At 59.5% G+C, this 19,981-nt stretch carries 14 protein-coding genes; 6 read left to right on the top strand and 8 right to left on the bottom strand.

Annotated elements, in window-relative coordinates; genetic code table 11:
* Nucleotides 1-29: 29 nt before the first annotated feature.
* The 4 genes from BM300_RS00970 to BM300_RS00985 all read right to left on the bottom strand — a co-directional run bounded on the left by BM300_RS00970 (nucleotide 30) and on the right by BM300_RS00985 (nucleotide 3,851).
* Nucleotides 30-938, bottom strand: coding sequence for an ABC transporter substrate-binding protein (locus BM300_RS00970; RefSeq protein WP_063321655.1), 909 nt, complete (start codon nucleotides 936-938; stop codon nucleotides 30-32).
* A gap of 83 nt (nucleotides 939-1,021) precedes the next feature.
* A complete protein-coding gene (locus tag BM300_RS00975; protein WP_092461701.1) occupies nucleotides 1,022-2,071 on the bottom strand; it encodes a FecCD family ABC transporter permease in 1,050 nt (349 codons plus the stop codon).
* The gene (locus tag BM300_RS00980) at nucleotides 2,068-3,051 is read right to left on the bottom strand and encodes a FecCD family ABC transporter permease (RefSeq protein WP_063321657.1); all 984 of its coding nucleotides are present in this window, start codon (nucleotides 3,049-3,051) and stop codon (nucleotides 2,068-2,070) included. The genes BM300_RS00975 and BM300_RS00980 overlap by 4 nt, the downstream gene beginning before the upstream one ends.
* Nucleotides 3,048-3,851, bottom strand: coding sequence for an ABC transporter ATP-binding protein (locus BM300_RS00985; protein WP_092221812.1), 804 nt, complete (start codon nucleotides 3,849-3,851; stop codon nucleotides 3,048-3,050). Before BM300_RS00985 ends, BM300_RS00980 begins: the two co-directional genes overlap by 4 nt.
* Nucleotides 3,852-4,140: 289 nt before the next feature.
* Here BM300_RS00985 and BM300_RS00990 point away from each other — a divergent pair, with 289 nt between their 5' ends.
* The 4 genes from BM300_RS00990 to BM300_RS01005 all read left to right on the top strand — a co-directional run bounded on the left by BM300_RS00990 (nucleotide 4,141) and on the right by BM300_RS01005 (nucleotide 10,373).
* Nucleotides 4,141-6,360: a TonB-dependent siderophore receptor gene (locus BM300_RS00990; protein WP_092344760.1), complete on the top strand. Its 2,220-nt coding sequence runs from the start codon at nucleotides 4,141-4,143 to the stop codon at nucleotides 6,358-6,360.
* A gap of 374 nt (nucleotides 6,361-6,734) precedes the next feature.
* The gene (locus BM300_RS00995) at nucleotides 6,735-8,597 is read left to right on the top strand and encodes an ATP-binding protein (RefSeq protein WP_092221808.1); all 1,863 of its coding nucleotides are present in this window, start codon (nucleotides 6,735-6,737) and stop codon (nucleotides 8,595-8,597) included.
* Between the two features lie 88 nt (nucleotides 8,598-8,685).
* On the top strand, nucleotides 8,686-9,924 hold the full coding sequence (locus BM300_RS01000) for a porin (RefSeq protein ID WP_092221806.1): 1,239 nt from the start codon (nucleotides 8,686-8,688) through the stop codon (nucleotides 9,922-9,924).
* 11 nt (nucleotides 9,925-9,935) lie between these two features.
* Nucleotides 9,936-10,373, top strand: coding sequence for a type 2 periplasmic-binding domain-containing protein (locus BM300_RS01005; protein WP_063321661.1), 438 nt, complete (start codon nucleotides 9,936-9,938; stop codon nucleotides 10,371-10,373).
* Nucleotides 10,374-10,381: 8 nt separating this feature from the next.
* Here the strand turns inward: BM300_RS01005 and BM300_RS01010 are convergent, their stop codons facing one another.
* Nucleotides 10,382-12,754: a putative bifunctional diguanylate cyclase/phosphodiesterase gene (locus BM300_RS01010; RefSeq protein WP_092461703.1), complete on the bottom strand. Its 2,373-nt coding sequence runs from the start codon at nucleotides 12,752-12,754 to the stop codon at nucleotides 10,382-10,384.
* A 353-nt stretch (nucleotides 12,755-13,107) separates the two neighbouring features.
* Between BM300_RS01010 and BM300_RS01015 the strand changes: the two genes are divergently transcribed.
* Both BM300_RS01015 and BM300_RS01020 read left to right on the top strand, forming a co-directional pair.
* Nucleotides 13,108-14,118 carry a response regulator gene (locus BM300_RS01015; protein ID WP_092142049.1) on the top strand — a complete coding sequence of 337 codons (1,011 nt, stop codon included), beginning with the start codon at nucleotides 13,108-13,110 and terminating at the stop codon, nucleotides 14,116-14,118.
* Between the two features lie 3 nt (nucleotides 14,119-14,121).
* The gene (locus BM300_RS01020; protein WP_092221804.1) at nucleotides 14,122-15,075 is read left to right on the top strand and encodes a GGDEF domain-containing protein; all 954 of its coding nucleotides are present in this window, start codon (nucleotides 14,122-14,124) and stop codon (nucleotides 15,073-15,075) included.
* Nucleotides 15,076-15,171: 96 nt separating this feature from the next.
* Here the strand turns inward: BM300_RS01020 and treA are convergent, their stop codons facing one another.
* The 3 genes from treA to BM300_RS01035 form a co-directional block, all read right to left on the bottom strand.
* Nucleotides 15,172-16,800, bottom strand: coding sequence for an alpha,alpha-trehalase TreA (treA, locus tag BM300_RS01025; RefSeq protein WP_092462029.1), 1,629 nt, complete (start codon nucleotides 16,798-16,800; stop codon nucleotides 15,172-15,174).
* A gap of 84 nt (nucleotides 16,801-16,884) precedes the next feature.
* Nucleotides 16,885-17,763, bottom strand: coding sequence for a hypothetical protein (locus tag BM300_RS01030; protein ID WP_092461705.1), 879 nt, complete (start codon nucleotides 17,761-17,763; stop codon nucleotides 16,885-16,887).
* Between the two features lie 515 nt (nucleotides 17,764-18,278).
* Nucleotides 18,279-19,835 carry a carbohydrate porin gene (locus BM300_RS01035; RefSeq protein ID WP_092461707.1) on the bottom strand — a complete coding sequence of 519 codons (1,557 nt, stop codon included), beginning with the start codon at nucleotides 19,833-19,835 and terminating at the stop codon, nucleotides 18,279-18,281.
* Nucleotides 19,836-19,981 lie beyond the last annotated feature (146 nt).

Consider the following 19,981-nt stretch of genomic DNA (forward strand, 5'->3'; position numbering starts at 1 on the left):
AATGACAATTGTATTGCAGATGATACGTTTTACTTGGTCTGCAGCACGCTCTCGCGCTCGGCGATATGCGACATCAGCAGATAGGCAGAACCCACCAGGCCCTGCATCGTATCGGCATAGCGGCTGCGATTGAGGTACAGGAATTGGCGATTCTTCACTGCAAACAGATTCTGCCACTGTGGGGACTGACGAAACGCCGCTGTGCTGGCTTCTGAGTCGAGCAACTCTTCATACGTGTCAATAATGAAATCGCTGTCGAAGTCGCCGATGCGTTCCAGGCTGTAAGGCACGTTCTGCCGCGCCTCGCGGTACGCGGCGACACGCCCCAGGCCAAAGTCGGCAATGACGTCGTCCATGCCGCCGCGACCGATCAGTTGAAAGCCGTCGCTGTAGACTTCCAGCGTCGTGACGGTAATGCGCGAAGGATCTTTCACGCGCTTCTTGAACTCGCTGACGACCCATTGATATTCGTTGAGCATTTCCGCATAGCGCTGCTGCTTGCCGACCAGGTCGGCGAGTTGTTTAGCGTAAGTCTTGATGTCGCTTTCCCGAGCGGGGAGCAGCACGACCGGGGCGATTTTGCTGAGCTTGTCCTTGAGGTCGGCGTGATAGGACAAACCCACGATCAAGTCAGGCTTCAAGGCTGCAATGGCTTCCAGATCGGGCGCCTGGTGCGAGCCGATATACTGAATGCCCGTCACATCGAACCGCTCCTGCGTCCCGCGGAACAACACGTCCGAGAACAGCTTTTTGCGCCCCGTCGAACCACAGGGTTTGACCCCCAACTCCAGCAACTGGGCCGTCAGGCTGAAGTCATGCAAAGACACAATGCAATGCGGCGCCACGGGAACCTCGACTCGGCCAAAACTGTTCTCGAACACTTTGGTTTCAGCGGCGCCAGCCTGTACAGCTACCAATGCCAACGGCACACATAGCATGCCAAGCACACCTCGGAAAAAACCTTTAACCCGGTCCCGCACGCGTTTACCTCCACACATTTCCAATGAGCGTCGCTGTGTTTTCAGCGACTGCGTTGACGCGCCAGCAAAACAATCAGATACGGCGCGCCGATGATTGCGACAACCAGCCCTGCGGGCAACTGCAGGGGCGGCAAAAGCCCCCTGCCCAGCGTGTCACCGGCCAGCACCAACAACGCACCGACCAAGGCCGACAAGGGGATCAAGGCGCCATGACGGTCACCCGCCATTTGGCGCGCCAGATGAGGCGCCACCAGCCCGACAAACGTCATGGTGCCCACGTTCGCCACTGCAGCCGCCGTTAACATGACGCTGCACAGCAACAACGAAACCATGATCCACGTGACATTCAGCCCTCGACTGAGTGCGACTTTTTCACCCAACTGCAACAGATTCAACTGGCGATGACAGAACAGCAACGGCACCCCAGCCACCAATAGCCAAAGGCCGAGGCTATGAACCTGCGGCCAACTGGCTCGGTGCAAACTGCCGCCAAGCCACATCAGGGCCGACTCCACCTGATCGATATTGCCGTAAGTGATGAGCAGGTCGGCCACCGCGCTAAGCATCGCGGTGAGACCGACGCCGACGAGGATCAAGCGCAACGGCGAGATGCCCTGGCGCCAGGACAGCAGCGCAACGAAGAAAGCCACCGCCAACCCGCCGGCCAGTGCCGCCAATGGATAGAATTCCAGAGGTAAAAGCGCCGGCCAGAGCACGATAATCAACAACATGGTGACGCTGGCGCCTGATTCCACGCCCACCAGGCCCGGCGCCGCCAGCGGGTTACGCGTCAACGACTGCATCAACAGACCCGCAAGGGACATGGCCGCACCGGCCAGGACCGCCAGCAAGACACGCGGCAGCCGCAGCTCCCAGAGCAGGTTGCGCATTGTCGAATTGACTTGCTCAGGCGCCAGCAAGGCCTGCCAGACCTGGGCGACACTCAGTGAGTAGCTGCCGACGGTCAATGCGTACAGCGCCAATGCAGCAACGGCAACCATCAGCAACAACACTGAAATCAAGTCGATCGGTCGCGCAATCCAAGGCAACAACGGATACGCCCGGGGCAAGGTCAATCCCGCTCGCATCATCTGACCTTCCTCAATACCAGCACGACAAAAATAGGGCCGCCGATAAGCGCCGTCACGATACCGGTATTGAGTTCGAACGGACGCACCACGGTTCTTGCCGCGATATCCGCCAGAATCAGCAGCAACGCTCCCAGCAACGGGGCGGCCAGCAACAGTCGACGATAATCATCGCCGAACAACAGTCGCGCCGCATGAGGCACCACCAGACCGACAAAGCCAATGGGCCCCGCCAAGGCCACTGCCCCCCCAGACAACAGCACCACCGACGCCAAGCCCAGCACGCGCATTTTCAACAGATTGACACCCATGCCGGCCGCAGCCTGCGGGCCAAGACGATGGGCATTCAATGCACGGACGTTCACCAGGCACAGGCACATGCCGAGCAAGACATAAGGCCAGACCCAAGCCTGCATCGAGCCCCCGGTCACTCCGATGGAGCCGGTAAGCCAGCGCCGCAGACTGTCGAGCCCCTGTTGATCGAGCAGCAGCAAAATCGAGGTAATGGCGCTGAACAGTGCCGCGATCATCGCTCCGGACAGTGTCAGCCGAATCGGATTGTGCCCCCGACCCGCCAACAGCAGGACGCCGACAGAGGCCACCAATGCCCCCGCAAATGCAAACAATGGAATCATCGACATATCGTTGCCCGGCAGCACCAGCAAACCGAACACGACGAATAACGCAGCACCGCTGTTGATGCCGAGAATGCCCGGATCGGCCAACGGGTTATCACCCACCGCCTGCATGATTGCACCGGCAAGCCCGAGGCTGGCCCCCACCAGCATCGCGACCAGCAGACGCGGTAAGCGGCTGCCACGGATGACGCTCTGGTCGGGGTTGCCCGGCGCATAGGCGACCAAGGCCTGCCAAGCTTCCTGCCAAGGTATGTCCTTTGCGCCGACGGCCAGATGAAGCAGCGAGGTCAAGGCAATTGCCATCAACAAGCCCAACCAGACCGGCAACCGTAAACCCTGACTCACATCGCCTCCCGCACAGCCAATGGCTGGCTTCGGCTCGTCTGCGGCACGCATAACGGATCACCGGAATAAGGGTCGGTGATGATGTGCGCATCCAGATCAAACACCGCTTTGAGATTGTCCCGAGTGAACACCTTGGCAGGGACGCCTTGGGCGAGCACACGCCCTTCGCGCATCATCACCAAATGGTCGGCATAACGCGCCGCCTGGTTCAGGTCGTGAAGGACCGCCACGATGGTTTTGCCTTGCTCACGAAGATCCACCAGCAACTCAAGCAGCGTGATCTGATGCGCAATATCCAGAAATGTCGTTGGCTCATCCAGAAGGATCACCGGCGTATCCTGGGCCAGGGTCATTGCAATCCAGCAGCGTTGCAGTTGTCCACCCGACAGGGTGGCCAAGGAACGATCAAGCAAAGGACTGATGCCCGCCAAGTCAATGGCGCGGTCAATTGCCTGTTGATCCTGTTCGGACCATTGGCGCCACCAGGTCTGCCAGGGAAAACGCCCCTGCATCACCAGCTCGCGCACACTCATACCCGCTGGCGATGTCGTGCGCTGCGGCAATAACGCCAGGTGTTGTGCCAGCGTTCGACGCGAATACTGCCCCAGCCGCTTCCCCGACAGCTGCACGTCGCCCGCGCTCGGCCGCAGCATATGCGCAAGCACATTTAACAACGTGGTCTTGCCGCACCCGTTCGCCCCGATCAACGCCGTGAAACGCCCTTCAGGAATATCCAGGCTAACACCGTTGAGAATCTGCTGTTCGCCATAGCTCAGCCGCACATCGGTGGCTTTCAGCATGACCGTCCCTCCACGCCCAAAAGGCCTGATCGAATTATTCGTCGAGCAACGCCCCCGCGATATTTCTTTCGTCCGGTAACACCGTAGGGAGTCAGCCGGGGGGCATAAGTGGGCGACAGGATATGTCGAAAATAAAATAATTGCCTACAAGACTGACAACACTAATGCAAACCCTTATCATTTACAGCTAACATATGGCCAGTAGACACCAACCCTGATGGTCTATTGATCGAACTGAATCAGGGCATAAGGCCCCCAAAGCCAAAATGTAAACTCAAGGACTCCCTCGATGCTCGGAAAAAAAACAACAGTTGGCACCGAAAAACGTTACGTCATGCGTCATCCCGCATTTCACCTGAGCACCCTTGCACTGGCTTTGGGGAGCATTTTTTCAGCGCAGGCGATCGCCGCGCAGGATGAAACATCCGATAAGGGTACAACCGTTCAACTCGGTGAAATCAACATCAACGCCGCCGCCCCGGAGAACCCGACAGGCCCGGTCAACGGCAAAGTCGCCTTGCGCAACACCAGCGCCACCAAAACCAACGCAGCCATCACTGAGACGCCGCAGTCGTTGTCCGTGGTGACCGCCGATGAAATGCGCGATCGCAAATCAGACACCCTGGCCGACGCCCTGAGCTACACCCCGGGCTTCACCAGCCAGCCCAGCAGCTTCAACCGGACCTCCGATCGGTTCCGCATTCGTGGTTTCGACGTAGAGTCCGCCACCGGCGGCTCGCTGCGCGACGGCCTGCGCCTGCAAAACAACTCCTACGACGGCGTCCAAGAACCCTTCGGCCTGGAGCGCGTGGAAGTGATCCGCGGCGCGGCCTCGGTCTTGTACGGGCAGCTGTCACCGGGTGGATTCGTCAACGGCGTCAGCAAGCGCCCGACGGAGGCGCCGCTGCACGAGTTGGGCCTGCAATATGGCAATCACGATCGCAAGCAACTGACAGCGGACTTCAGCGGCCCTCTGGGCGACAGCGAGACGCTTAGCTATCGCTTGACCATGCTCAAGCGCGACAGTGACACCCAGCAGGACTACATCAACGACGACAAGACCTACATCGCCCCGGCCCTGACCTGGCGTCCCAACGAAGACACGTCGCTGACATTGCTGTCCTTCTATCAAAAAAGTGACACACGCTTCTCCGCCCCCCTGCCCTATCAACTCGTCAAAGGTGTCGGCAACGGCCCCTTCACCATCGGCCGCCACGATTTCATCGGTGAGCCTGACTACGACGATATGAATGGCGAAATGTCCGCCATCGGCTACGAGTTTGAACACCGTTTCGACGAGCACACCCGCATCAGCAACAAATTGCGTTACTACGAAGCGGATGTGAAATGGAAATACCTGCAGGTTCGGACAGGGGCCCCAGTCAATACCGCAGCCACCACGGGCCTCCTGGCTCGTCAGTACAGTGATCGCCATGAGCGCTCCAGAGCCCTGGCCAGCGACACTAACGTCGAGACACGCTGGAACATCGGCGGCGTGGAAAACACCTTCCTGGTGGGCGCTGATACCTACGATGCGTCGTACGATTCGCATAACTTCCGGGCCAACGCACCTTCTATCAATATCGGTGACTACAACTACGGGCAACCGGTAGTGGTGGACAAGGATCCGAGCCGTGATCGTGGCTCACAGATCGATACCCTGCAGACAGGCATCTACCTGCAAGACCAGATCAAGTTCGACGACCACTGGTTGCTGTTGCTCGGTGGCCGCCACGACTGGGCCAGCCAGGATCAAAAAGCCTTTGCCCCTGGTCGGTCTCCGGCTCATCAAAGCAACGAAGCCACCACCTGGCGTGCGGGCCTTGTGTATCAGGCGGATAACGGCCTGGCCCCGTACATCAGCTACAGCGAATCGTTCTTCCCGGTCGCGGTGGCCGAAGCGACTGATGGGCAGACCTTCGATCCTACCGAAGGCAAGCAGTACGAAATTGGTATTCGCTACCAGCCTCCTGGCAGCAACACCCTGTTGAGCGCAGCGGTTTATGAACTGACGCAAGAGAACGTAGTGAAGCGCGACCTGGCGGGCGAAAATCCCCAGCAGATTGGCGAACAGCGCTCCCGCGGCCTGGAGCTGGAAGCCAAGACGGACGTGACGCCTCAACTGAGTGTCATCGCGACCTACGCCTACACCGATGCGCGCATTACCAAAAGCCAGATCCAGAGCGAAGTAGGCCAGCGCAGCGAAGACACGCCCTACCATCAGGCCGCCATATGGGCAGACTACAACTTCGCCTTGTTCGGCTTGCCGCAGTTGAAGGTCGGTGGTGGTGCTCGCTACAAGGGAACCACCCAGGCCTCGGGTATCGACTCGCAGATGCCGGCCTATACCCTGTTCGATGCCATGGCCAGCTACCAGATCGACAAGAACTGGGACATCGCCCTCAACGCAAACAACGTGACGAACAAGAAATACACTTACTGTGAAGTTGCCATCTGCCGCTACGGCGACGAGCGCGAGTTGGTAACCTCCGTTAATTTCAGGTGGTAAGATCGGCTCGGTCGGCGCTGGCAGGGGTCGACCGAGCCATGTAACGCAGCAGAAATCCAAGCACCAGATAGAAGCTGGGTGACACTGGCTTCTACCCCCCTCAAGGGCGATCAAGCGCCTGTTCATACAAAAAACCGATCACGTCCCAAGGACAATAGACCAATCAGGTATTGCTAACCAGGATTGCGGCATAGGCCTGGGGAATCAAGGCTATCGGACCGTATCACCGCGCACTGGCAGGTACGGTTTGTGGTCTATAGTTCCTAGCAAATCCGAAATATTTTCGCTCGTGCAACCTGGAGCAACATCCTCTCGAGCCATAAACCGCGTCGGATAACCACCCGCCTTCAATAGTGAAATGCAGGGAGCACACTATGCCGAACCAGCGGCCCGAGACACTGAGGTTGGCCCCTGGCCCTGCCCATCATGCAGAGATTGATGGCGATACCGAGGCCGGCGTATTTCGGTTTGGCATCGACCAGGCCAAGGAAGCCTACATTCTGTTTCCGATGCTGGCCGCGTTGCTGTTGCTGGCCATCTGGACCGCGACCCTGTACCTGATCAAGGTTGAACATGCCCGCGCGCAGCAGAGCGCCGCGACGGCAAGCCTGGAGATGGGCGCCACCTACGAAGCGCAAATGTTGCGCGCCATTCACGAAATCGATCAAACCCTCAAACTGGTCAAATACACCTACGAAGCTGAAGGTGAGCCTAATCCCTTGCGCCGTCTCCAGGAGCGGGCCTTGTTGCCGCCGGCCTTGGTGTTCGACGTCAGTGTGGTCAGCCCGGACGGCAGGCTCGTGGCAAGCACGCGGGTCAACGAGCGGGAAAATATCGCCGACCCTGATGAGCAGCAAACGCTGCGCCATAGCGACTCACTGTCCATCAGCCACCCGTGGAAAAGCCCTGTCACCGGAGAATGGCGCCTGCGTTTCAGCCGGCGACTCGACGCGAAGGATGGCGGGCTTTCCGGGATCGCCAGGGTCGAGGTCGATGCGGCCTATTTTGTCAGCAGCTACGACGCCTCGAAACTCGGCGACCAGGGTGCGCTCGGGCTGCTTGGCACCGACGGCATCTTCCGCGTACGGCGCACCGGGGAAACGGTACTGGCCGGCGATACGGTCAATTACAGCGCCGTGGTGCCGGACGCCGAAAACACCGAGACCGTGCTCTCGGTCAACGGATGGGACGGGGTGCGGCGCTACACCAGTGCCCGCCAGCTCTACGACTTTCCGTTGGCGGTGATTGTGGGCTTGTCCGAGCAAGAGCAACTGGCCGCAGTGAACCAGCAAGCGCGCACCTATCTCTGGCGCGCCGCAGGCGGCAGCCTGGTGCTGGTGTTGTTGGTGAGCCTGCTCGCCCGGATGAGCTGGCAACTGGCGCAGAGCCGTTTGCGCGCCGCCGAAGCCCAGACGCAACTGGCCGCGGCCGCCCGTCAAGCCGGCATGGCCGAAATCGCCACCAACGTCTTGCACAACGTGGGCAATGTGCTCAACAGCGTGAATATCTCCGCCGACCTGGTCACCCGCAAGCTGCGTACCAGCAAGGCCTTGGGGCTCGGCAAAGCGGTGCAAATGATGAACGAGCATGCCGAGGACCTCGGCGACTTCATCTCCCACGACGAAAAAGGCAAGCTGCTGCCCGGCTACCTGAACCAACTGGTAGACGCGCTTGCGATCGAGCAACAGAGCATGGCCGAGGAACTTGGCCAGCTGACTAAAAGCGTTGACCACATCAAGGAAATCGTTTCCGCCCAGCAATCGTATGCGGGCACCTCTACCATTGCCGAAACCGTGCAGATAAAGGAACTGATCGAGGATGCCTTGCGCATGAACGCCGGCATCATCGCGGCGCGCCAGATAACCGTGGTACGAAAATTTGCCGAAACGCCCTTGTTGCTGTTGGACAAGCACCGGGTGCTGCTGATCCTGGTCAACTTGATAAAAAACGCCAGCAGGGCGATGGATGACAAGCCTGAGCTTGCTCATCAAATCATCCTTCAGAGTGAGATGCACCAAGGAGACACCCTGGTGATCAAGGTCATCGACAATGGCGAAGGCATCGCGCCCGAGAACCTGACGCGAATATTTGCCCATGGCTTTACCACGCGCAAGGACGGTCATGGTTTTGGTCTGCACAGCTGCGTCCTGGCGGCCATGGAGATGGGCGGTTCACTGGAAGCCCACAGCGATGGCCCGGGAACAGGGGCGACCTTTACGCTCAAATTGGCGATCTAGGCTACGCTTCGGTGGTTTCACGCAGTTTCAGCCAACGTTACAAGGAACAGACGAATGGCGCTCCATGCAACGAGGTCACGTTGACCCTATGGCGACAAGACCCAATACACTGGCCCTGGCCGTCATGACGCTGTATGCCGGCGGCTCCAGCGCCGATACAGCCGATACGTCGATGTTCTCGTTGAGCAGCTTCGGCACGGTGGGGATCGTTCACTCCAGCGAGAAAAAAGCCGACTTCACGTCCAGTATCTTCAAGCCCAACGGCGCGGGGCATTCGCGCAACTGGAGCGCCGACGTCGACAGCCTGATCGGTGCCCAGCTGACCGCCACGTTCACCCCGCAGCTGTCAGCTGTGGTGCAGGTCATTTCCGAGCAGCGCTACGACAACAGTTACCGACCCTTTGTCGAGTGGGCCAACATCAAGTACCAGTTCACGCCGGACTTCAACGCACGCATTGGCCGTACCGTGTTGCCGTCGCTCCTGGTCTCCGACACTCGAAAAGTGGGCTATACCCTGCATTGGGTGCGAGCGCCCATGGAGGTCTACAGCCTGATGCCGATTTCCAGCAGCGACGGCATCGATGGCAGCTACCGGTTTCGAGTCGATGAAATCACCAACACGGTGCACGCCCACTACGGCCAGACCGACAGCCGCGACTCCGACGGGACCGGCAAGGCGCTGACGAGAAATCTCTGGGGGGTCACCAACACCACCGAGCTTGGCGTCCTCACCACACGCATCACCTACATGAAGGCCGACCTGACCCTGGAGCCGTTCAATTCACTCTTCGATACCTTCAGGGCGTTCGGTCCGGAAGGCGTCGCCATCGCCGATCGCTACGATTCCGATGACACCCCCGTCGACTTTATCGGCTTGGGTGCCAGCTATGATCCGGGCGACTGGTTCGTCATGAGTGAATGGGGGCGTCTGGATAGCCGTTCCGGCCTGGGCAGGACCAGCGCCTGGTACATCAGCGGCGGGTACCGCATCGCAGCGTTCACCCCCTATGTCACCTACGCGCGCTCCAGAACCGAAACAGAAGTCTCCAGCCCGGGCCTGACGCTATCGGCCTTGCCGCCGGCCCTGGCGGGCACGGCCGCCGAACTCAACGGTGCGCTCAACAGCATCCTGGGCTCAAACGAAGGCCAGCAGACCCTTTCCTTGGGCGTGCGCTGGGACTTCACCAAGAACATGGACGCCAAAGTGCAATTCGATCACACACGTTTCAAGGGCAACTCGGTCGGTCCGTTGATCAACCCCCAACCGGACTTCACGTCGGGGGGTTCGCTCAACGTCATCAGCCTGGCTGTTGATTTTGTCTTCTGATGGAGCAGGCCATGTGGGTTGTGAGACTCATCGGATTCGCCATGGCGGGGCTCGCCCTGTGCGCCGCCAGCGCTGCCGTCAAGGCCGAGGTGGTGGTGGTGGTCGCCGCGTCCAGCCCGGTGAAGACGCTCGCGCGCAATCAGGTGGCGGATATATTCCTGGGCAAGACCAGTCGTTTCCCCGACGGAGGACAGGCAACGCCCATTGACCTGACGGAAGATTCGCCGACCCGCGACGAGTTCTACACAACGTTCACGAGCAAATCCGCCTCCCAGCTCAAGGCGCACTGGTCGAAAATCATCTTTACCGGCAGAGGCCAACCGCCCCAGGCTGTTTCAAGCAGTGCGGAGGTCAAGAAGCGTGTTGCAGAGAACCCCGGCACCATTGGCTATATCGATGCTCAGGAGGTAGACGGCAGCGTCAGGGCACTGCCGCTTGACCCGCAATAAGCGCGGCCTCAGGTATCGAGATCCGTGCCAGCCGCCTGGGCTTGCAGCAACACCTTGAACTGATCGGCGGGCACCGGTTTGTTGAAGTAGAACCCCTGGAATTCGTCGCAGGCATTGTCGCGCAGGAAATCGGCCTGCTCCTTGGTTTCCACGCCTTGGGCCACCACGGTCAGGCTGAGGGTCCGGCCCATGGCAATAATGGCCTCGGTCAGGGCTTTGTCTTCCGACACGCTGCTGGTATCGCAGATACACGAGCGGTCAATCTTGATGACATCCAGCGGAAACTGTTCGAGGGCAGAGAGCGAAGAATAGCCAATGCCGAAATCATCGATGGCGATGCGGACCTTCAGGTGTTTGAGCCCGGTCAACACGTTCAACGCTTTCTTGACGTCCTGCATGAGCAGGCTCTCGGCGATCTCCAGCTCCAGCAGACGTGCATCCATACCGGTTTCGGCCAATATCCCAGCCAGGTCCGTGAGCAGGTTCTCATCGGCAAACTGCCGTGCCGTGAGATTCACGGCGACCCCCAGGCATGGTAATCCCTGTTGCTGCCAGGCCACGTTTTGCTGGCAGGCGGTCTTGAGCACCCACTTGCCGATCGGCACGATCAAACCGGTCTCTTCCGCTACCGGGATGAATTGCATCGGTGCCACGATACCCAGGTCCGGGTGATTCCAGCGCAGCAGCGCTTCCATGCCGGTAATGCGGCCACTGCCAATATCTCGCTTGGCCTGGTAGTGAAGCTGGAACTCGTGGCGCTCCAGGGCGTGGCGCAAGCTCAGCTCCAGCGTCATCCGCTCCAGTGAGTCCGCGTTCAGCTTCGCGGAGTAGAACTGGAAATTGTTCTTGCCGCACTGCTTGGCCTGGTACATCGCGATATCGGCGTTTTTCTTGAGGGTCTGCTCGTCCAGGCCATCCTGTGGGAAAACGCTGATGCCGACGCTGGCGGTCACCCGGAACTCCTGGCCCTGGAGGTTGAAAGGCCGGGCAATGGCCCCAAGGATTTTCTGGGCAGTGGTTGCCACGTCCTTGTCATCAGACAGCTCTGGCAGCAGGATCACGAATTCGTCGCCGCCCAATCGAGCCACCGTATCGCTGGTGCGCAGACACGCCTTGAGTCGCAGCGCCACCTCCTTGAGCAATTGATCGCCGGCATCGTGCCCAAGCGTATCGTTGACTTGTTTGAAGCGGTCGAGGTCAAGGAACAGCACTGCCAGTTGCCGATGATAACGACTTGCCTCACCGATGCTCTGGCTCAACAGCTTGCTGAACAGACTGCGATTGGGCAACGCCGTAAGGCCGTCGTGATAAGCCAGATACTCGACATTTTCGGCGTAGGCAATTTTCGCCTCGCCTGCGCGCAGACGGCTTTGCACCAGCTGCCAGCTCATCCGGGCGAGCAGCCCCGCCAACAACACCAGCAACAGGCTGCCGCCGGCCGTGCGCCAGAGGTAGGTGTGCGCTTGCCGCGTCACTGTGGCCAGTTGTTCTTCTTCGGACAACCCGACGATCACCGCCAGCGGAAAATCGTAGAGCTGACGGGCGCTGGTGTAGCGCCGCACGCCGTCCGTCCCGTTGATCAAGCGTACGGCGTCAGTGTTTTCGGTGTCCGGCACCACGGCGGCGTAATCGACCTCATTGCCGGCCGATATCGCTTCCCCGCTACGCCGTGCCCGAAAGACGCCGTCGATGCCCAGCAGGCCGAGCAAGCCCTGATTGCCAAGCTTCGAGGTGTCATAACTGCTGACGAAATAGGCCGCATCGACTTCAACCATGGCAATCCCGGCGAATGCGCCATCCCCCGTGTCGAGCCGCCGGCTGAAACGTAGCTTCCACTCCCCCGTCGCCGGGCTTTTCCACGGGCGGCTGATCGACAGTGCAGTGTCACGCCCCACCGTTTGCAGCTCATCCTTGGCAATCTGGTTTCCGACCTCACTCGACTGGGTACTGGCCACGACCAGACCTCTGGCATCCACCACGCTGACATCAAACAAATAAGGTGAAGGCAGCAAGGCGCGTGCCTTGAGCTTGGGCAGCGGGTTTGTCTCGCGCTCGGACTCGTAGGTGTACTTGACGAGTTTGAGGGTCTGGTCGATTTCACGCACCGCCCGTAGGATCTGCGCTTCGTAGGTGGCGCCGATTTCCAGGCTCGCCTCGGCGATGCCCCGCTGCGCGCGGGTCTGTTCGACCTTGATCAGGTACAGGGTTCCCGCCCAGATGACCGACAGCAGGAGAGCCGCCAACAGCGGGAACAGAATGTAGGCTTCCTTGGCCTGATCGAAGCGGCGCCGAAACAGATCGCCCGTCGCATCGGACAAGGGGTTTTCACGAGGGGCAACATCCTGGGCCGACGTCAGTACACTCGCCCGTTGGATCGCCATGGTGTGCTCCCTGCATTGTTCACTGCTGACGGCCTGCGGATATCCGACGCGGCAATGCTGCGAGGCGTCCATGGTTCCTGGCCGCCGGCACTGAAGGATTCCGGACCTGCACAAAACTATAGACCACAAACTGTGCCTGCCAATGCCAATCGGCACGCCGACCGTGGCTTTGCACTGGTTGTAATGACGAAGTGCAGTTGACTCCCCTGACTTATTGGTCCAGTTTTTAATGCAACAGTGCCCTGCAAGTCTTTCATGCAGGACGCAATGCCTGATGAATCCTGTTCGTTAATCAAGGGCCCCTGCCAGCCTATGAATGATGTACGTAGGACCTACCCTGCCGTTGAACGCCAATGGATGCCCCTGTGCCGTTGATTCCCCTGGTTGTGTGTGACGACTCCAACATGGCGCGCAAACAGGTGTTGCGCGCGCTGCCTGCAGACTGGCCGGTTTCGGTCACCGAGGCGGTCAACGGGTGCCAGGCGATGGACGCCATACGCCAAGGCCTGGGGCAAGTGGTGCTGCTCGACCTGACCATGCCGGAGATGGATGGCTACCAGGTGTTGAGCGCATTGCGCGCCGAGGGCTTGAAGGCGCAAGTCATCGTGATTTCCGGTGACGTCCAGGACGAGGCGGTGCGCCGCGTGCTTGAGCTGGGCGCGCTGGCGTTCCTGAAAAAACCTTTCGACGAAAACGAACTGCGCCAGACCCTCACCCGGGTGGGGCTACTGACCCGATCCGACCAGGTGCCGTTGCAGAATCGTTCGGCCACGAACACGGCCATCGGTTTTCACGATGTGTTCCGCGAGACGGTCAACGTGGCCATAGGCCGGGCGGCGGCCCTGATCGCCAAGGTATTGGGGGTCTTTGTGCAGTTGCCGGTGCCGAACGTGAACATCCTCGAGGTCGGGGAACTGCATATGGCGCTCAACGACGTCGGCAGCTCCCAGCAACTCACGGCCATCTGCCAAGGTTTCATCGGCAGCGGCATCGCCGGCGAGGCCCTGCTGATATTCCATGACTCGGAAATCGCCGACATCGCGCAATTGATGCAGCGCGAGAGCGCCGATTATTCGGACCTGGAAATGTTGCTGGACCTTTCCAGCGTCTTGATCGGCGCGTGTCTCAGCAGCATTGCCGAGCAGATCGATGTGGTGTTTTCCCAGGGCCATCCGCAGATTCTCGGCCAGCACGCGGCCATCGAGGAACTGATCCAGGGCAACCGCATGCACTGGAAAAAGACCCTGGCAGTGGAAATCAGCTACAGCCTGGAAGGGCACGATATTCGCTTCGATCTGTTGCTGCTGTTCACGGAAGACTCCATCGAACGGTTGACCCACAAACTCGCCTATCTGATGAGCTGAGCCATGAACGATTCCATCGATCTGAACGAGTTTCACTGGTTGCTGGCCATCGTTCAGAGCATCGACGTCGGTGTCGTGGTGCTCGACCGAGAGTACCGTGTGCAGGTCTGGAACACCTTCATGGAGAACCGCTCGGGGGTGCAGCCCAAGGATGCCCACAATCAGCATTTTTTCAGCCTGTTCCCTGAAATCGATCGCCAATGGTTCAGCCGCAAGGTGGAAAGTGTCGCGACCCTGGGCACGCCAGCGTTCACGGTCTGGGAGCAGCGCCCGTACCTGATTCGGTTCAAGAGCTACCAGCCGATCACCGGCCAGGAAGCGTTCATGTACCAGAACACCACGCTGCTGCCGCTGCGCTCGCCTGACAACACCATCAAGCACATCTGCCTGGTGATCTATGACGTCACCGACGTCGCCACCAACCGGCATCAGCTCCAGGCCGCCAACGCGCAGCTGCAGCTACTCTCCAGCACCGATCGGCTGACGGGGCTCTACAACCGCGGTCATTGGGAAAGCAACCTGAAAGCCGCCTACGCCCGGCACCAGCGCTACGGCCATGCGTTGAGCCTGGTGATGCTCGATATCGATCACTTCAAGCGGGTCAACGACACCTACGGTCACCAGGCCGGCGACAAGGTCATCGAGCAAGTCGCCAGGCTGTTGCGCGAACATGCGCGCGACTCCGATGTGGTCGGGCGATATGGCGGTGAAGAGTTTGGCGTGGTGCTTTCGGATACCGACAGCAGCGGCGCACACGCGTTCGCCGAACGCATGCGGCACTCAGTGGAGGCGCTGGAGGTGGTGTACAACGACCAGACCATCCGTTTCACCATCAGCCTGGGCGTGGCCGACCTGAGCCAGCCCTCGAACGACCACGCCGACCTGATCGCCAGGGCGGACCAGGCGCTGTATACGTCGAAGAAGACCGGACGCAATCGGGTGACGGTGCATGAATAGACATCCCACATTTTTTCCAGGTGATCGTGAGACTTGATGCCAACCACACATCCCCTGTGGGAGCGAGCTTGAACCCACAGGGGATGTGTACGGCGTTCACTTACCCACTAGGGTTGGGGGAGTCGCGCCATATTTACCCAGCAGCTTGAGCGTCACGCCATTTGTCCAGCCGAAGCCGTCCTGCAGTTCATATTCACCGCCTCCCCCGCCGTCACCGCGCCCGGACAGTTCGTATTTCTCCACCAGCTTGTTTTCCTTGCGGTAAAGGCTCTCGACCTGCTGCAAGAAGCGGCTGCCAATTTGCTGCGCCAGGGCGGTTTGCTGGTATCGGTCCAGCCCCTCCACCGCGACCCATTGCAACGGTGCCCAGCCATTGGGTTCGTCCCACTGCTGGCCATTACTGACCTGGGTGGTGGCGATGCCGCCGGGGCGCAACAGGCCGTCACGTACCGCATCGGCGGTGCGATTGGCATGCTCGACAGACGCCAGCCCCGTATACAGCGGGAAAAGCGTCGCGGCCGTGAGCTGCTGGCGTGGCTGGTTGCGTTGCCAGTCGTAGTCCACGTAGAAACCTTTGTCGGCATTCCACAAATGCTTCTCGATGGCACGCTGGCGCAGCTCGGCGCGCCGGCCGTAAGCCTGGACACAGGGGATGTTCTGCACCGTCTCGCAAGCTTTGGCGATGGTGTTTTCGAGATGATAAATCAGGCTGTTGAGGTCCACGGGCACGATGGCCGTGGTGCGTATGCTCGCCAGGTTCTGGCCGTCGTCCAACCAGCGCGAGCTGAAGTCCCAACCGCTTTCAGCGCCGGCGCGCAGGTCACGCCAGACCTCTTCCTTGGGCCGGTCCGGCGCTCGCTCGGCGGTGCTGACATCTTGTAACCAAGACTCCTGTCGAGGCGTCGGGCTGGCATCCCAATAGCGGTTGAGCACACTGCCATCGGCGAGTTTGACCACGTGTCGCGCGGCCGAACCGGGCTTGAGTGACTGGGCGCCCTCCATCCAATAGGCATACTCCTTCTGCAATTGCGGCAGGTATCGTCCATAGGCCTGGTCGCCTTCGATACGCGCCTGCAACTCCACCATGTAAGCGAAGAATGGAGGCTGCGACCGGCTCAAGTAGTAGGTGCGATTGCCGTTGGGAATGTGGCCGTAGGTGTCGATCATGTAGGCAAAGTTGTCGGTCATCTGCCGGACCTGGGCCTTATCACCACTCTGCTCAAGTCCCAACATAGTGAAATACGAATCCCAGTAATACATCTCGCGAAAGCGTCCGCCGGGCACCACATAGGGCTGCGGCAGGGGCAACAAACTGCTGTAGGCCGGCACCTGGCTGTAGGATCGACTCAGTACCGGCCAAAGACTGTCGATATGTTCCTTGATCGGAGCGCCGGGCTTGGGAGCCGGGCTTTCGACTTCGCCGGATTCGATGAAGTTGTCTTTCACGAAAGCCTTGATATCGAAGCCATCACGGTTGCGTCGGTCCAGGTAATCGGCGCGGATCTGCGCCGGATCACGGTTGGGCAGTGCGTCCACGAAATGCTTCTGGTCCGTGAACACCTGCTCGCGTTGCACCGCTTCAAAGAGTTCGGGGTAGGTTTGGTCGGGAGGGAGATTGGCCCGTCCTTGAGCGTCTGCATAGCTCCATGTCGCGGGCGGCTGGCTTGAACACGCGACGCACAGCAGCGCGGCAAAGGAAAGGCTGGTGAAGTACAGAGGTCGCATCGGCTGCTCCATCATCTTGTCGTTCCTGACAAACGAGTGACATGACCGGATAGACCTGGGTTCAGTAAAAAATCTTCGATAGCCTCACTCGTATTGACTCAACTCATTCCATTGTCCGTTGAAGACACTGCCATCCTGCACCGAGGCCAAGGGAATACCGACCACATAGTTGATGTGGATGGCCTGGATGATTTCTTTCGTTGTCGCGCCGTTGCCCTGCGCCGCATCGAACATCGGATTGGAAACATTCGCCGAATCCACCCGCAATATCGCCAGGTTCTCGTACTGACCACTGACGATATGCTTGGCGTAAGTACTGTACTGACTCTTGAGATGCTTCTCAGGGAACAGGTATACGCGGTGACGGGTGACTTCCTGTTCGTCGTCGGCCACCAGCTCTTCATAGGCATAGGCCAGTTCGCTGAGAAAATGCTGGTGGTGAAACGACAGATCCAGCCTATCGATCTCTTGGACTGCTTTGCCGTAAAAGGAATTCTTCGCCCTATGGGCCTTGGCCTGTCGTTCGTCGAACAAGTCCTCGTCCAACGGTGCCGAGGCGCTGCGCAGCTTCTCGACGTACCTTGCCAGAATCTCTTTGAGGTCCGCGTCGGCCGCAACAACGCCTTTTTTTGCGGGAATGGGCGGATAGACACCGACCTGCTCGACATAGGGAATATCGTCTACGACGGCAAAATCCTTGTTGGAAAAAGCGATCTGCACCCTCGCCGTTGCCGCTCGCTCATTGAAAAGGATCGTGCGCGGTGAATAACCTGCCACCGCCAGTTCCTTGAGGAGCATCTTGAAGCGTGCAAGGCGATTGTGTTCGCGCATCTCAATCCGGTTCTTTTGAGTTGCACCGAATGCCTGGGCCGCGGATGCCTTTCGTTTGGCGGCGGGGGCCAGCCCGGCGGCGCTGATATTCGCCAGGTTAGCCTTGTTCGTCACATGGTAAAGAAATGACATGGCGCCTCCTTGGCGGTGCGGTGGACACGAAAATCACGTTGCCTTTACGAACCAGGCCCAGCACCCGAGCGCTGGCTGGGCGAATCAATCGGCCCCGGGGCCGGCAGGTTGATCCTAAGTACAGTAGCCCCAGTCCTTCCAAAAGCAACCCGTCGGTTGTAGATCCAGCAAAGGCGACCCGCATTCGGTCATGACAGGCCCAAGCAGCCGTCCACCCTGTCGGTCACTGAAATGCACTCAATGCATCCGTGGGAAATCGGTCATTCCCACGCAGTGGTGGGAACGATCAAAACCAGCGGTTTGGCTTGTGTGGCGAGGGAGCTTGCTCCCGCTGGGTCGCGAAGCGGCCCCAGAACCTGCCAAATGCGGAGCATCAGACACACCGCACCCGCCGGTTCACGACTGTTTCGCAGCCGAGCGGGAGCAAGCTCCCTCGCCACAGGTCCATCATTTTTCCTGAGTGAACCGCATGACCTGTGGGAGCGGGCTTGCTCCACACGTTCAACTGACCGGCATCAGAACCAGGTTTCCATCTGGATGCCGTACTGCCAGACACCGCCGGCGTTGAAGTCAGTCTTGCCGAAGGAGTCCGTGGTGCTGTACCTGTCCAGGTCCGACGACCAGTTCATGACGCTGGCGAACAGGCGCAGCTCAGGACGCGTGAGCAGATCGCCCAGGTCGGGCTTGAAGGTCGGGGCGACCGTGAATTTCCAGAAGTTGCCGTCAACCGCATTGCGTTGCAGGTAGCCCTTGGGGTCCAGCTTCATGGTTTGCCAGCTCATCTCGTAGGCCATCTCGAAATTGCTGTTGATTTCATTGGCCAACCGCACGTTCAGGGTCATCCAACGGTAATCGTCGCCCTTGACGTAGCGGTCCTTGCTTTGCTCAGCCAGCAGGCTCGGGCCAATGCGCCAGTCGGACGCCAAGGGCGTTTCGCCGTACAGCGCCAGGCGCACCGCGCGGGCATCGTCGATCAGTTCACCGTCCGAGCCAACGTTCTTGACCTCAGCCCCCAAACCCTGCCCATAAAGCAGCGCCGTCTTGAAGAAGCCTTCGCGGCCGAAAAAGTTTTTCTGGTGATTGGCGATCATGCTGTGCAAGCCGGAATCGGCCGGCGTCAGCCCCGCTTCGTTGGTGCGGGTAGCAAAGTCGTTTTTCTTCGACCCGATGGCGTTGAACATCCACTGCCACTGCCCGCCGTCGAAAAACTGGTTGGACGTCAGGATGTAGCTTTCCACATCGGCATTGACGCCGCCCTCACTGAAATCGCCGTAGTTGCGACCGATCAATGAGTAGTTCGAGCGCCAGTTCTTGTTCATCTGTATATCGTAGATACCGCCACCGGTGCCGGCCAGATAGACAACGTCGGAGTCCAGCCAGTGGATGTCGAAATTGTCCCTGTCGAAGCGCTTGCCGGCCCACAGGGTGGAGTTTTCGAACATCGAGTTGCCCTTGAATGCCGCGAGGTGATCGAGTTCGGTAAACACCTGACGCACGTTCAGGTTGCTTTCATCGGCGGTCCAGTCGTTGGAGCTCTCCACACCATCGGCAATGGAAACCGTGAACTTGGAGTGGGTGCCGTTCTGCGCGTACTGCTCTTTCGACAGGTCGATGCGCATGTAGGTGTCGTCTTCGTTGCCGAGTCGCCCGACCGCGCCACCCACAGAACCGGCCGGAGTGGTGTACGGACCGCCACGACCACCGCCCAATCCATCATTGATCAGCAGCCCGGAGCGGGCGTAGCCCTTGAAGCTGAAGCCGTCGGTAAGGTGTGCGCCACTGCCCTGTTTCTGCGTGCTTTGCTGGCTGGCTTCGAGTTTTGCCAGGCGAGCGTCGAGCGTGGGGACCGTAGCGGCGGACGCCACCGGTTGCATAGCGGGCGTGGCGAGTTTGAGTTGCTGCAACTCCCTGGCGAGTGCCTGGGTTTGCTGTTCGGCGGCGGCTGCGCGTTTTTCCGCTGCGCTGGCACGGGCCTCGAAAGCGGCCATGCGCTCTTCTAGAGTCGCGGCCTGAGACGTGGTCGCCGCGGCGCCGAGCACGCCTGCGAGTAGCCAGCTTGATGCTTTCTGCATGTGGATTTTCCCTGTTTTGTTTTTATTGTTCTGTTGCCGCGACCGGCCTTTTCGCCCAGGTTCTGAATTGTCAAACCAAAGGAAAAAAAGGATGCCTCATCGCAAATACACTGCTACATTTGGCGATGTTAACGTTAACTTTTCTA

This window comes from Pseudomonas sp. NFACC46-3, from assembly GCF_900114515.1.
GTDB classification, from domain to species: domain Bacteria; phylum Pseudomonadota; class Gammaproteobacteria; order Pseudomonadales; family Pseudomonadaceae; genus Aquipseudomonas; species Aquipseudomonas fluorescens_Q.